Source organism: Micromonospora sp. NPDC023633 (assembly GCF_040640035.1).
Taxonomy (GTDB): Bacteria; Actinomycetota; Actinomycetes; order Mycobacteriales; family Micromonosporaceae; genus Micromonospora.
In genome coordinates this window covers 26,480-40,526 of record NZ_JBFABB010000007.1, presented here as the reverse complement: position 1 = coordinate 40,526, position 14,047 = coordinate 26,480, and the positions used below count along the sequence as shown (strand labels likewise).

The following is a 14,047-nucleotide window of genomic DNA, read 5'->3' as shown; positions in this document are numbered from 1 at the left end:
CACCGCCCCGGTCCGGCCGCGCCGGACGACCCCTGCTCCCCGCGGAGACGCCTGATGACCGAGATAGGCGGCGCCACCCGGGTGTACGCGCTGCTCGGCGACCCGATCGCGCAGGTGCGCGCCCCCGGGCTGCTCAACCCGGTGCTGGCCCGGCGGGGCACCGACGCGGTGCTCGTCCCGGTCCACGCGGCGGCGGCCGACCTCACCCAGGTGGTGCGGGGGCTGCAACGGGTGGCCAACCTGGACGGAATGCTGGTCACCGTGCCGCACAAGGCCGCCGCGCTGGACCTCGCCGACCGGGCCAGCGACCGCGCCCGCCTCGCCGGCAGCGCCAACGCGCTGCGGCGCGAGCCCGACGGGACGTGGACCGCGGACACCTTCGACGGCGACGGGTTCGTCCGCGGGCTGGCCGGGGCCGGGCACCACCCTCGGGGCCGCCGGGCGTGCGTGGTGGGCGCGGGCGGGGCGGGCAGCGCGATCGCGGTGGCCCTGCTCGACGCCGGCGTGGCGGAGCTGCGGCTCAGCGACACCGACCCGGGCCGGCTGGAGACGCTGCGGCGGCGGCTGTCCGCCGCGTACCCCGGCCGGGTCGGCGCGACGACGCGACCGCGACTGGCCGACGCCGACCTCGCGGTCAACGCCACGCCCCTGGGGCTGCGTCCCGACGACCCGCCGCCGTTCGCGGTGGTCGACCTGCCGGCGGACGCCGTGGTCGCCGACATCATCATGACGCCGGCGGAGACGGTCCTGCTGGCGGAGGCGCGTGCCCGGGGCCTGCGGGCGCATCCGGGCGAGCCGATGCTCGCCCACCAGATCGACGCCTACCTCGCGTTCTTCGGGCTGTGACCGACCGCCGGTGCGGGCCGGGAACCCGTTCGGCTCGTGGCAGGCGCCACCGGCCGCCCTCGGACACCGCCAGCCGTGGCGCCGCCGGCCGCGGCACCCGGCGACCGCTGCGCTGATCATCCTGTCGGGCGGACCTGTTACCGTCGCGCCGCCGCTGCACCAGTCGGACCGGAGGTAGGCGTGATCAGCTCGCAGGTGTCGTCGTTCGTCGGGTTACCGGTAGTGCCCTTTACCCCGGGAATGACACTTCCCGACGATCCCTCGACGGTCGCCTGGCGGCTGGAGGTCGAGGACCACGACGCGGAGGCCGAGGAGTTCATCGGTCTCGTGCGGGCGCTGCGGGAACAGGTCCCGCCCGATTCGGTGCGCGCCCTGGTGATCGGCGAGTGGGGCGAGGCCTACGAACGGCCGTTGCCGATCGAGCCGCTGGTCGAGGCGGCCGGGGAGTGGACCGGGCTGCGCGCGGTCTTCCTCGCCGACCTGACCTACGAGCAGTGCGAGATCTCCTGGCTCACCCACGGCGACATCACGCCGCTGCTCGCGGCGTACCCGTCGCTGGGAGTGCTGTGGGTGCGCGGGGCGCAGGGCCTGCGGCTGAAGCCGATCCGCCACGCCGAGCTGCGGGAGCTGCGGTTCGAGTCCGGCGGGCTGCAGGCCGAGGTGGTCCGTGCCGTCGGCGCGTGCGAGCTGCCGGCCCTGCACCGGCTGGACCTCTGGCTCGGCAGGAGGGACTACGGCGGCGACGCGAGCGCCGAGGACCTGGCCGGGGTGCTCTCCGGCGCCGGCCTGCCGGCCCTGCGGTACCTCGCGGCGTGCAACGCCGAGATCGCCGACGCGGTGGCGGCGGCCGTCGCCACCGCGCCCATCGTGCCCCGGCTGGAGGCGCTCGACCTGTCGAAGGGCACGCTCACCGACGAGGGCGCGAAGGCGCTGCTGGCCGGCCAGCCGCTGACCCACCTGACGCGGCTCGACCTGCACCACCACTTCCTGTCGGAGGAGACGGCCGCCGCCGTGGTCGCCGCGCTGCCGGGCGTGCAGGTCGACCTGGCAGACCCGCAGACCGCCGACGAATACGACGGCAAGCTCTACCGCTACACCGCCGTCGGGGAGTGAGCGGCGTGACCTTCGGTTCCCACGCAAGACACTTCGCCGGCCGCCCGGTGGTGGACGTCCCCGTCGACGGGCCGCTGCCCACGGTGGACGGCCCGGTCTCGTGGCGGTTCGCCCTCTGGCACTTCGACGAGACCGCGGGCTACAAGCTCTCGGAGGAGTTCCGGGTCGCGTTCGACCGGTTCGTCGCGCAGGCGGGGCCCTCCGTGGAGTCCCTGGTCGTCGGCGCCTGGGGCTACGCGGCGTTCAACACCGCCCCGATCGCGCAGCTCTGCGCCGCGGCGTCGCGGCTGCCCGCCCTGCGCGCCCTGTTCCTCGGCGACATGACCGGCGAGGAGTGCGAGGTCTCCTGGATGAAGGTGGGCGACGTCAGCCCGCTGCTGACGGCGTACCCGCAGCTGGAGGTGCTGCGGGTACGCGGCGGCGAGGACCTCGCCTTCTCCCCGGTGCGGCACGCGCGGCTGCGCGAGCTGGCGGTGGAGAGCGGCGGGCTGTCCCGGGCGTTCGTCGGCGCGGTGCTCGACTCCGACCTGCCCGCGCTGACCGACCTGGAGCTGTGGCTCGGCACCTCCGACTACGGCGGCGACGCGCAGGTCACCGACCTCGCCCCGCTGCTGTCCGGGGAGCGGTTCCCCGGGCTGCGCCGGCTCGGCCTGTGCAACTCGGAGATCGCCGACGACCTCGCCCGGGCGCTGGCGTCGGCGCCGGTGGTGCCCCGGCTGGAACGGCTGGACCTGTCGATGGGCACGCTCGGCGACGAGGGCGCGGCGGCCCTCCTGGCCGGGCAGCCGCTGACCCACCTGGCGGAGCTGGACCTGTCCCACCACTACCTGGCGGAGGAGACGGCCGCGTCGCTGGTCGCCGCGCTGCCGGGCGTCCGGGTGGACGTCTCCGACCCACAGGAGCCCGACGAGTACGACGGCGAGAGCTACCGCTACACGGCGGTGTCGGAGTGACATGCGCCTGACCGTCGTCGGCAACCCCGGCAACCGCCGGGTCGACCTGTTCACCCGGGCGGTCGTCGGCGCCGGACTGCCCCGACCGGAGGTGCTGCCGTGGCTCGACGTGCTGACCGGGGCGGCGCCACCGGGGGCCGGCGCGCTGGTACGGGTCGACTCGCCCGGGGAGGACGCGGAGGTGGACCGGCTGCTGCGCCGGTCCGCCGCCCCGGCCCGCCACGGTGAGCTGGTCGGCCTGGCCGACACGTACGCCGGGCTGCTGCGGGGCCTGGACCAGGTCGCCGCCGGCGGCGCGGAGCTGCTCAACGACCCGGCGGACGTCGCGGTGCTGTGCGACAAGCGGCGCTGCCACGCGCGGCTGGCCGCCGCCGGGGTGCCGGTGCCGGCCGCGCTGCCCCCCGTGCACGGGTGGGAGCAGCTGCGGGCGGCGATGGCGGCGGCCCGCTGGAGCCGCGTGTTCGTCAAGCCCGCGCACGGCTCGTCCGCCGCCGGGGTCGTCGCCCTGGCGGTGGCCGGGCGGCGGGTGCAGGCGGTCACCACGGTCGAGGCGACACCGGACGGGCTGTTCAACTCGCTGCGGCCACGCCGCTACGGCGACGAGGCCGAGGTCGCCGCGATCGTCGACCGGATCGCCGGGGAGGGCCTGCACGTGGAGCGGTGGCTGCCCAAGGCGGGGCTCGGCGATCGGGTGGTCGACCTGCGGGTGGTGACGGTCGCGGGGCGGCCCACCCACGCCGTGGTGCGTGCCGCCCGGGGGCCGCTGACCAACCTGCACCTGGGCAACGCGCGCGGCGACCTCGCCGAGCTGCGCGCGGCGGCGGGGCCGGCGGCGTGGGCGGCGGCGATGGAGACCTGCGAGCGGGTCGCCGGGTGCTTTCCCCGCACGCTCCAGGTCGGAATCGACCTGATGTTCCTCGTCGGGTGGCGACGCCACGCGGTGGCCGAGGTCAACGCCTTCGGCGACCTGCTGCCGGGGGTGCTCACCGACGGCCGGGACACCTACGCCGAGCAGGTGCGCGCCCTGACCGACGGCCGGTGGGACCGCTGGCGGGCGGCGGCCGGGCCGTCGCGCGGGGACGCGGCGGGACGGGAGCCCTCGGGCGCCGAGGCGGCAGGGCGGGAGGCGTCGCGCGGCGACGCCGCGGGGCGGGAGGTGCTCGCGTGCGGAGTCTGATCGGCAGCCACGACCTGCTCCTGCTCACCCTCGACACGCTGCGGCACGACGTCGCCGCCGACCTCGCGCAGCGGGGGCGCACGCCGCACCTGGCGCGGGCGCTGCCCGGGGGCGGGTGGGAGCGCCGGCACTCCCCCGCCAGCTTCACCTACGCCGCGCACCACGCGTTCTTCGCCGGCTTCCTGCCCACCCCGGTCAACCCCGGCCGGCACGAGCGGCTGTACGCGGCGGCGTTCCCCGGCAGTGAGACGTCCGGCGCCGACACGTGGGTGTTCGACGCGCCGGACCTGCCGACTGCGCTCGCCGACGTCGGCTACCACACCCTCTGCCTGGGCGGGGTCGGGTTCTTCAACCGGCGCAGCCCGCTCGGGGCGGTGCTGCCGGGCCTGTTCGCCGAGGCGCACTGGGAGCCGGAGTTCGGGGTCACCTCCCCCACCTGCCTGGACGCCCAGCTCGACCGGCTGGCCGAGGTGCTGCCGCGGGTGCCGGTGCGGCAGCCGCTGTTCACGTTCCTCAACGTCGCCGCCCTGCACCAGCCCAACCGGCACCACCTGCCCGGGGCGCAGGTCGACGACCTGGCCAGCCACGCCGCCGCCCTGGAGTACGTCGACGGCCGGATCGACCGGCTGTTCGCCCTGCTCACCGGCCGGGGCCGACCGGTTTTCGCGATCGTCTGCTCCGACCACGGCACCGCCTACGGGGAGGACGGCCACACCGGCCACCGGATCGGCCACGACGTGGTGTGGACGGTCCCGTACGCCCACTTCGTCCTGCGACCGGGGGAATGGTGACCAGCACCGACACGGGCCTCGACGGCTCGCCGTACCAGCAGTACCTGTACGCGTACCCGCACAAGACCTCCTACCGGCCGCTGCGACCGCGCCCGCTGCTGGCGGACGTGTGGCGGGCCGAGGCGCGCGAGGCGCTCTTCCTCTACGTCCACCTGCCGTTCTGCGAGATGCGCTGCGGCTTCTGCAACCTGTTCACCCGCGCCAACGCGCCCGCCGAGCAGGTGACGGCGTACCTGCGGCAGCTGCGCCGGCAGGCCGGCCGGGTCGCCGAGGCGCTGGGCGACGACGCCGGCTACGCCCGCGCGGCACTCGGCGGCGGCACCCCCACCTACCTGACCGCCGACGAGCTGACCGAGCTGTTCGGCATCGCCACCGCGATGGGTGCCCGACTGCCCGGCGTACCGCTGTCGGTGGAGACCTCGCCGGCCACCGCGACGCCGGACCGGCTCGCGGTGCTCGCCGCGCACGGCGCCACCCGGGTGAGCATCGGCGTGCAGAGCTTCCTCGACGCCGAGGCCCGCGCCGCCGGCCGACCGCAGCGCCGCGCGGAGGTGGAGGCGGCCCTGACCGCGATCCGCGACGCCCGGATCCCCGTGCTCAACATCGACCTGATCTACGGCATCGACGGGCAGACCGCCGACACCTGGCGGGAGAGCCTCGACGCGGCCCTGGCGTGGCGGCCCGAGGAGCTGTACCTCTACCCGCTGTACGTGCGCCCGCTGACCGGGCTCGGGCGGCGGGCGCACGGCCGCGCGGACTGGGACGCCCAGCGGCTCGCCCTCTACGAGCAGGCCGTGGCGACGCTGGGCGCGGCCGGGTACCGGCAGGAGTCGATGCGGCAGTTCCGCCGGGCCGACGCGCCCACCCCAAACGGGCCGGACTACTGCTGCCAGGACGACGGCATGGTGGGCCTCGGCTGCGGCGCCCGCTCCTACACCACGTCCCTGCACTACTCGTTCGACTACGCGGTCGGCGTGTCCCAGGTGCGGGCGGTGCTTGACGACTACCTGGCGCGGCCGGCGGACGACTTCCGGTACGCCGAGTTCGGGTTCACCCTGGACGGCGCCGAGCAGCGCCGCCGGTGGCTGCTCAAGTCGCTGCTGCGCGCCGACGGGGTCGACGCGGCGGCCTACCGGGCGCGCTTCGGCCGCCCGCCCGGGGACGACTTCCCGGAGCTGGGCCGGCTGGTCGACCGGGGGTGGGCCGGCGACGGCGGGCTGCGGCTGACCCCGGCCGGGCTGGCCCGTTCCGACGCGGTCGGCCCGTGGCTGACCTCGGCCCGGGTGCGCGACGCGATGACCGGGTACGTGCCGAGGTGAACCTCGCGATCCTCTACCGGGGGCCCCTGGCCAGCTGCAACTACGACTGCCCGTACTGCCCGTTCGCCAAGCGGCACGACCCGCCGGAGCTGCTGCGCGCCGACCGGGCGGCGCTGGAGCGGTTCGCCGGCTGGGTGGAGGCCACCACCGACGTGCGGCTGTCGGTGCTGTTCACCCCGTGGGGCGAGGGGCTGACCCGCAGCTGGTACCGGGACGCGATGGTGTCGCTGTCCCGCCTGCCGCACGTCGACCGGGTGGTCATCCAGACCAACCTGGCCGCCCGGGTGGACTGGCTGGCCGACGCCGACCCGCGCGGCGCCGCCCTGTGGACCACCTACCACCCCGGTCAGGTCGACCGGGACCGCTTCCTGCGCCGCTGTGCCCGGCTGTCCGAGCTGGGCATCCGCTACTCGGTCGGGGTGGTCGGCCTGCCGGAGCACCTCGCCGAGGCGCGGGCGCTGCGGGCCGCCCTGCCCGCCGAGGTCTACCTCTGGGTCAACGCCGCCGAGGGCCGGCGCTACGACGCCGCCGAGGAGGCGACCTGGACGGAGCTGGACCCGCTCTTCGGCTACAGCGTCCGCCCGCACGTGTCGCTCGACCGCCCGTGCCACGCGGGAGAGACCGCGATCTCGGTGCGCGGCGACGGCACAGTGCGCCGCTGCCACTTCATCGACGAGCCGCTCGGCAACCTCTACGACGGGTCGTGGCGGTCAGCCCTTCGGCCGCGGCCGTGCGGCAACGCCGTCTGCGACTGCCACATCGGGTACGTCCACCTGAAGCCGCTCGGCCTGCGCGACGTCTTCGCCGGCGGGGTGCTGGAACGCATCCCGGCCGCCTGGCCGGCGGCACGCCGCCCGGTGCCGCTCCCCGCGCCGCAGCGCCGGCCGGTCCCCGCCCCGGGGCCGCTGCCGACCCAACATGCGGCGGGGCCGCTGCCGGCATAACACGTGCCCGGAGCCGCTGCCGGCGTGGCACGCGTCGGCGGGGGTGGGCCGCCTGCTCGCCCACCCCCGCCGACGGCCGGTTCAGTCCTGGGTGCCCGGAGCGGCCGGCACGGTCACGGCAGCTGCTCCGCGCCGACCACCCCGGCGCCCGCGGCGGGCGGGGTGGCGGAGGCGGATCCGGCCGTGTACGCGTACGGCGGCCGGGCGACGGTGTTGTCGATCCGCAGCCAGTCGTCCATCGTCTTGCCGGAGTCGTTCGCCCGGGTGATGGTGGCCTTGTCGTAGAAGTTCGTGCCGGTCCACGTCAGGCGGGTGTCGCCGTAGTCCTCGGTGATCGTCTTCGCGCTCTTCACGTGGTTGCTCTCGGCGTAGACCTGGCCGCCGACGCCGAGACCGATGAAGTAGTCGTCGACCTCCACGAAGTTGCCGAACACGTGGGCGTAGCCGAACCGCACCCGGGGGTGGCGGGTGTTCGAGCCGTCGAACCAGTTGTGGTGGTAGGTCGCGCGCAGGTAGCCGGTGTCCTGGGCGCCGTTGCTGTCGCTGTGGCCCAGCAGCATCGACTTGTCCGTGCCGACGAACCGGTTGTACGACACGGTGACCAGGTCGGAGCCGCGCTTGACGTCCACCGAGCCGTCCGTCGAGGGATGGAAGGTGTTGTGGTCGATCCACACGTGGTGCGAGTAGCACTGCACGTTGATCGAGTCGTCCGGCGAGCTGCGGAACGTGAGGTTACGGATGATCACGTTCTGGACGTGGGTGAAGAGGCTCCGCTCGGCGGGGTCGCAGAGGTCCCCGCCCCAGGCCACCTCGTCCGGGCCCCAGCCGTTGACGTCGAGGCCGAAGCCACTGATCGTGGCGGTGGGGCCGACCCCGATGATCGTCTTGTTGGAGCCGACGTCCAGCATGTTGGCGCCGGTGCCGGTGATCGTGCCGGAGACGCGGACGATCCGCGGCGCGTCGTCGGCCACGGCCGCGGCCAGCTGCGCGTAGCTGCTGACGGTCACCGTCGGGCCGCCCGCTCCGCCGTTCGTGCCGGTCCGGCCGTGGCCGGTCATGGTGGCGAAGCCCTGTAGGCCGGGCGCGTTGCCGCCCGGCGGCGGGGTCGTCGGCGGTGGCGTAGTTGGCGGCGGCGTCGTGGGGGGCGCGGTGGTCGGCGGCGGGGTGCCCCCGGTGGTCACCACCACGTCGTCGAAGGAGGCCGAGGAGTACGCGGTCTGCAGGCCGATGCGGCCGGCGGCGGGCCCCGACGCGGAGCGCGAGGCGAACTGCGTCCCGTCGATCGACGCGCTGACCACGGAGCCGCTGGCGGTGAGCGAGAGGGTGTACCAGGTGCCGTTGCTGACAGTCCGCGCGGAGCTGCCCAGCACGGTCACGGAGCTGCCGTTGACCGACTGCAACTCGACCCGGCCCGGAAGCAGGGCCAGCCGGTGGAAGGTCGTCGATCCGGAGGCGCGGGCGAGCAGCCCGACGAAGCCGTTGGCGCCCAGGCTGACCGGCTTGACCCGGGCCTGGACGGTGTAGTCGGTGAGGCCGGTCGAGGCGTTGAAGAGCCGGGCGTTCTCGCTGGAGGTGCTCGACTGCCGCGCCACCTGGGAGCCGTCGGGCACGACCGACCAGCTGCCGCCCGACTTGGACCAGCCGGCGATGCTGCCGTCCTCGAAGTCTGCCGACAAGGCGGTGGCGGCGCCGGCGGCCGGCGAGAAGACGAGGCTGGCGGCGGTGATCACGGCGACCGCGCCGCCGATGACGGGCCACCTCTTCCGGTACGACGGACGTGCGGGGTCCGGCCCTTCCATGACTGACCTCCTGGGGTGGTGGGGCAGGCGAGTGCGGTGGAAAGCGCTTTCCCGAGCGACCGTAACGTGCCGTTCATCACCTGTCAATCAAAGGCGTCGATACGGCGGAGGCCGGGACGACGGGCGGCGAGCGGCCCGGACGCCGGGCGGCAAGGGGCCGGGACTACGGGCCGCAAGAGGTCCGGACGACGGGCGGCGAGCGGCCGGAAGGAGTTCCGGCGGCGGTCGGGATTGCGCGGCGGCCCGCGCACGCGAAGGGGCGGCCCGGCACGGACCGGACCGCCCCTTCCCGCGGGTGACTCAGTGCGCGCCGGGCACGGCGGCGGCCGCCTCCTCGCGGGCGAGCCGCTCGGTGCCGCTGAGGGTGTGCAGCGGCTTCTCCCGGATGAAGATCACCACGACCACGGAGAGCAGCGCGATGGGAGCGCCGATGAGGAAGAGCTCCGCGGTGGCCGTCCCGTACACCTCCTGCACGATCCGCAGCACCGGCTCGGGCAGGGCGGACAGGTCGGGCACCTCGGCGGAGCCCTCGCCGGTGGCGCCGCCGGCCAGCGGGCCGAGCTTCTCGGCGGTCAGCGACGCGACCCGGTTGGCCAGGACGGCGCCGAGCGCGCTGACCCCGATCGTCCCGCCCATGCTGCGGAAGAAGGTCAGCGTGGAGGTGGCGGCGCCCAGTTCCTGCGCGGGCACGTCGTTCTGCGCGGCCAGCACCAGGTTCTGCATCAGCATGCCGACGCCGATGCCCAGCACCGCCATGTAGATCCCGAGCAGCAGCATGCCGGTGTTCGCGTCGATCGTGGCCAGCAGCAGCATGCCGATCGTCATCACCACCGCGCCGGCGACCAGGTAGCGCTTCCAACGGCCGTGCTTCGTGATCAGCTGGCCGGCGACGGTGGACGAGACGAGCAGGCCGAGGATCATCGGCAGGCTCATCAGCCCCGCCATCGTCGGCGACTTGCCCAGCGAGATCTGGAAGTACTGGGACAGGAACACGGTCCCGCCGAACATGGCCACGCCGACCAGCACGCTGGCGACGGTGGTCAACGAGACCGTCCGGTTGCGGAAGATGTGCAGCGGCACGATCGGCTCCTCCGCGCGGGACTCCACCCAGACGGCCAGCGCCAGCAGGGCGAGCCCGCCGCCGACCATCAGCGCCGTCCATCCCGAGGCCCAGGCGAACCTGTTGCCCGCCAGCGACGACCAGACCAGCACGGTCGAGACGCCGGAGGTGATGAGCAGCGCGCCGAGCCAGTCGATCTTCACCTTGCGGCGGGTCACCGGCAGGTGCAGCGTGCGCTGGAGCAGGACGATGGAGAGCAGGGTGAACGGGATGCCGATCAGGAAGCACCAGCGCCAGCCGAGCCAGGAGGTGTCCACGAGCACGCCGCCGATCAGCGGGCCGGCGATGGTGCCGACGCCGAACACGGCACCGAAGATGCCGGCGTAGCGGCCCAGCTCGCGGGGCGGGATCATGGCCGCCATCACGATGGTGGCCAGGGCGGTCATGCCGCCGGCGCCGATGCCCTGCACGACCCGGCTGACCAGCAGCACCTCGACGTTCGGGGTCAGCCCGGCGATCAGCGAGCCGGCCACGAAAAGGCCGAGGGAGAGCTGGATCAGCAGCTTCTTGCTGTAGAGGTCGGCCATCTTGCCCCAGAGCGGCACGGTCGCCGTCATGGCCAGCAGCTCGGTGGTGACGATCCACGTGTAGACGGTCTGCGTGCCGTCGAGGTCGGCGATGATGCGCGGCAGCGCGTTCGCCACGACCGTGGAGGCGAGGATCGACACGAACATGCCGACCATCAGGCCGGAGAGTGCCTGCAGCACCTCGCGGCGGGACATGCGGCCGGCGCCGACCTTGAGGGTCTCGACGGGCACGGTGGCGGTCATCGTGGTTCCTTCCGTGGATACTGCGGCCTTCAGGCCAGAGAGGAAACGGAGCCCTCGCGGAGCAGGGCAGGAAAGCCGACCCGCCGCAGGGCGGATGTGCGTCTAACCCGCGCGCCACCGCGAGGCTTACTGACTAGCCTGCTAGGTTGTGAGCCATGGCTAGGATCGTGAAGCGGGCGTTCAAGTTCCGCTTCTACCCGAGCCCCGAGCAGGCTTACGAGCTTGCCCGCACGTTCGGCTGTGTGCGGCTGGTCTACAACATGGCATTGCAGGCCCGCACCGAGGCGTGGACGCTGCGCCAGGAACGGGTGAACTACAACGCAACGTCGGCGATGTTGACCGCGTGGAAGAAGACCGACGATCTGGCGTTCCTCCGCGAGGTGTCGTCGGTGCCGTTGCAGCAGACGCTGCGGCACCTGCAAAGCGCCTTCACAAACTTCTTCACCAAGCGCGCCCGGTACCCGAGCTTCAAGAGCAAGAAGAAGTCGCGCCGGTCGGCGGAGTACACCACCAGCGGGTTCCGCTACCGCGCCGGCCAGTTGACGCTGGCGAAGATGGCCGAGCCGCTGGATATCGTGTGGTCCCGACCACTGCCCGAGGGCGCGGTGCCGTCCACGGTGACCGTGTCGCAGGACGCGGCCGGTCGCTGGTTCGTGTCGCTGCTGTGCGACGACCGGATCGAGCAGGCTCCGGCGCCGAGGCCGGCCGTCGGGGTCGATGCCGGCCTTGACAGCCTGCTCACGCTGTCCACCGGCGAGAAGGTCGTCAACCCGAAGCACGAACGCCGCGACCGGGCCGCACTCGCCCGCGCCCAACGGAACCTGGCAAAGAAGGAGAAAGGCTCCGCGAACCGGGCCAAGGCCCGGCTCAACCTCGCCCGCGTGTACGCCCGGATTGCCGACCGCCGCAGGGACCACCTGCACAAGCTGACCACTCGACTCGTTCGTGAGAACCAAACGATCGTGATCGAGGACCTGACCGTACGCAACATGGTCAAAAACCACAGCCTGGCCCGCGCCATCAGCGACGCGGCCTGGCGGCAGTTCCGCACCCTGCTCGAATACAAGGCCGACTGGCACGGCCGCAACCTCGTTGTTGTGGACCGCTGGTTCCCGTCGTCCAAGCTGTGCTCGGCGTGCGGCGCGCTCGCTGAGCGGATGCCGTTGAACGTCCGATTGTGGACCTGCCGGTGCGGCACTGTCCACGACCGCGACGTCAACGCGGCCCGCAACATTCTCGCGGAGGGGCTCTCCGTGATTGCCTGTGGAGGCGGTGTAAGACCTCAACGAGAGTCCTCTCGGACGGGGCGACCGTCGGTGAAGCAGGAACCCTCTGGGGTGACCCAGGGAATCCCCGCTCTTTAGGGCGGGGAGGATGTCGATGGCCTTCCTTACCGGGTAACAAAAAACACACGCGGGTTTCACGGCCTCCCGGGCACCTTTCCCGGGAGGGGCTTGCGGGTCAGGGCCGGTCGGGTTGCGGCAGCCCCTCGGCGAGGGCGGCGAACGCCTCGTCGACGAGGTCGGCCAGGTCCGGCCGGTCGGGGTGGGCGGCCCACCGGGTCATCGCGTGGCGCAGGGCGGCACCCGTCACGGCGGTGACCAGCGCCGGGTACGCGTGGTCGGGACCGACGCCGACCCGCGCCGCGACGACCTCGACGATGGCGCGTTCCGTCTCGGCGTTGCCGGCCAGCAGGCGGGGCAGCAGCGCGGGATTGCGCGTCACCACGTCCATCCGCAGGCACCACAGCTCGCGTTCGGCGCGCACCTCGTCGATCACCTCGTCGAGCGCGCTCCGCAGCGCGGCCAGCACCGGCACCTCGGGCGGCACGGCGGCCAGCCGGGCCACCAGGCGCGCCGCGACGCCCTGGTCGCCGACCAGGGCGTCGTCCTTGCAGGCGAAGTAGTTGAAGAAGGTGCGCGGGGAGACGTCCGCCGCCTCGCTGATCTCCTCCACCGTCACCTGAGCCAGGCCGCGCTCGGCCACCAGGCGCAGCGCCGCCTCGGTCAGCGCGGCCCGGGTCTGGCGCTTCTTGCGGTCGCGCCGCCCGGGTGCGGGTTCGGTTCCGGCGGATGTCACGCGAGGACCGTACTAGCGATCTTGCGCGCCCTGCAATGTTTTATCGTCTGAAGTGACGCGGGCCATCCGGCGCGGTCGCCGACGTCGCCGGAGGGGCGGGAGGCGCGCGGGCCCGGCCGGATCGTTCCGGCCGGGCCCGCCGCCGTACGGATCACATCTACCGCAGCTCCTTCAAGACCTGGGACTTCGGCGCCGGGTCGGCGATGTCCGTGATGCTGCTGCTGTTCCTGCTCCTGGTCACCGCCGGCTACCTGCTGGCCACCAACCGCCGGAGGAACGATGCGTGAGACCGCCGCCGAGCGCTGGGCCCGCCGGATCGTGCTGACCCTGCTCGCGCTCTTCGTGCTCGTCCCGCTCTACGTCGTGCTCAGCTCGGCGCTCAAGCCGTTGCAGGACGTGCAGGGCGCCTTCACCTGGTGGCCCCGGCGCCCGACCGCGCAGGCGTTCGTCGACATGTGGTCGACCGTGCCGCTGGGCCGCTACCTGGTCAACAGCCTGGTCGTCTCGACCGTGGCGGCGGTCTTCTCGGTCACCGTGGCGATCTTCGCGGCGTACGCCGTCAGCCGGTACCGGTTCCGCGGCCGGAGGCTGTTCTCGGTGACCGTGCTCTCCACCCAGATGTTCCCCGGCATCCTCTTCCTGCTGCCGCTGTTCCTGATCTACGTCAACCTCGGCACCGCCACCGGCATCCAGCTGTACGCCAGCCGCACCGGCCTGATCGTCACCTACCTGACGTTCTCCCTGCCGTTCTCGATCTGGATGCTGGTCGGCTACTTCGACTCGATCCCCCGCGGCCTCGACGAGGCGGCGCAGGTCGACGGCGCCGGCCCGCTGCGGACCCTGTTCCGGGTCATCCTGCCCACGGCGGTGCCGGGCGTCGTCGCGGTCGCCGTCTACGCCTTCATGACCGCCTGGGGCGAGGTGCTCTTCGCCTCGGTGATGACCGACGAGGGCAGCCGCACCCTCGCCGTCGGCCTCCAGGGCTACTCCACCCAGTTCAACGTCTACTGGAACCAGGTGATGGCCGCGTCGCTGGTGGTCAGCGTCCCGGTGGTGGCCGGCTTCCTGGCGTTGCAGCGCTACTTCGTCGCCGGCCTCACCGCCGGCGCGGTCAGGTGAGGCTGTGACGGCCGCAC

At 73.4% G+C, this 14,047-nt stretch carries 12 protein-coding genes; 9 read left to right on the top strand and 3 right to left on the bottom strand.

Translation table 11 applies throughout. The annotated features are described in order from the left end of the window. The first annotated feature begins 54 nt into the window (after window positions 1–54). The 7 genes from AB0G13_RS03735 (at window position 55) to AB0G13_RS03705 (ending at window position 7,143) form a co-directional block, all read left to right on the top strand. Window positions 55–846, top strand: a complete 792-nt coding sequence (locus AB0G13_RS03735) for a shikimate dehydrogenase (protein ID WP_357868403.1) — start codon at window positions 55–57, stop codon at window positions 844–846. A gap of 240 nt (window positions 847–1,086) precedes the next feature. Next, entirely contained in the window at window positions 1,087–1,959 is an 873-nt protein-coding gene (locus AB0G13_RS03730; protein ID WP_357868400.1) for an STM4015 family protein, read from the top strand. A 5-nt stretch (window positions 1,960–1,964) separates the two neighbouring features. Beyond that, complete coding sequence (locus tag AB0G13_RS03725) at window positions 1,965–2,912, top strand: STM4015 family protein (protein WP_357868397.1); 948 nt, start codon at window positions 1,965–1,967, stop codon at window positions 2,910–2,912. Window position 2,913: 1 nt separating this feature from the next. Beyond that, window positions 2,914–4,089, top strand: coding sequence for an STM4014 family protein (locus tag AB0G13_RS03720; protein WP_357868395.1), 1,176 nt, complete (start codon window positions 2,914–2,916; stop codon window positions 4,087–4,089). Then, the gene (locus tag AB0G13_RS03715; protein WP_357868392.1) at window positions 4,077–4,880 is read left to right on the top strand and encodes an STM4013/SEN3800 family hydrolase; all 804 of its coding nucleotides are present in this window, start codon (window positions 4,077–4,079) and stop codon (window positions 4,878–4,880) included. Before AB0G13_RS03720 ends, AB0G13_RS03715 begins: the two co-directional genes overlap by 13 nt. Then, entirely contained in the window at window positions 4,877–6,199 is a 1,323-nt protein-coding gene (locus tag AB0G13_RS03710) for an STM4012 family radical SAM protein (RefSeq protein WP_357868389.1), read from the top strand. The genes AB0G13_RS03715 and AB0G13_RS03710 overlap by 4 nt, the downstream gene beginning before the upstream one ends. Continuing rightward, a complete protein-coding gene (locus AB0G13_RS03705; protein WP_357868387.1) occupies window positions 6,196–7,143 on the top strand; it encodes an STM4011 family radical SAM protein in 948 nt (315 codons plus the stop codon). The genes AB0G13_RS03710 and AB0G13_RS03705 overlap by 4 nt, the downstream gene beginning before the upstream one ends. A 113-nt stretch (window positions 7,144–7,256) precedes the next feature. Here AB0G13_RS03705 and AB0G13_RS03700 read toward each other — a convergent pair whose 3' ends face one another. Together AB0G13_RS03700 and AB0G13_RS03695 are read right to left on the bottom strand one after the other, a co-directional pair. Further along, window positions 7,257–8,942, bottom strand: coding sequence for a LamG domain-containing protein (locus tag AB0G13_RS03700; RefSeq protein WP_357868383.1), 1,686 nt, complete (start codon window positions 8,940–8,942; stop codon window positions 7,257–7,259). 300 nt (window positions 8,943–9,242) lie between these two features. Next, complete coding sequence (locus AB0G13_RS03695; RefSeq protein ID WP_357868381.1) at window positions 9,243–10,832, bottom strand: MDR family MFS transporter; 1,590 nt, start codon at window positions 10,830–10,832, stop codon at window positions 9,243–9,245. Between the two features lie 155 nt (window positions 10,833–10,987). On the opposite strand from AB0G13_RS03695, the gene AB0G13_RS03690 reads away from it, so the two are divergent. Next, entirely contained in the window at window positions 10,988–12,196 is a 1,209-nt protein-coding gene (locus AB0G13_RS03690) for an RNA-guided endonuclease TnpB family protein (RefSeq protein WP_357868378.1), read from the top strand. 97 nt (window positions 12,197–12,293) lie between these two features. Here the strand turns inward: AB0G13_RS03690 and AB0G13_RS03685 are convergent, their stop codons facing one another. Further along, window positions 12,294–12,911 carry a TetR family transcriptional regulator gene (locus AB0G13_RS03685; protein WP_357868375.1) on the bottom strand — a complete coding sequence of 206 codons (618 nt, stop codon included), beginning with the start codon at window positions 12,909–12,911 and terminating at the stop codon, window positions 12,294–12,296. Window positions 12,912–13,190: 279 nt separating this feature from the next. Here AB0G13_RS03685 and AB0G13_RS03680 point away from each other — a divergent pair, with 279 nt between their 5' ends. Further along, entirely contained in the window at window positions 13,191–14,030 is an 840-nt protein-coding gene (locus AB0G13_RS03680; protein ID WP_357868372.1) for a carbohydrate ABC transporter permease, read from the top strand. The last annotated feature ends 17 nt before the right edge of the window (window positions 14,031–14,047 follow it).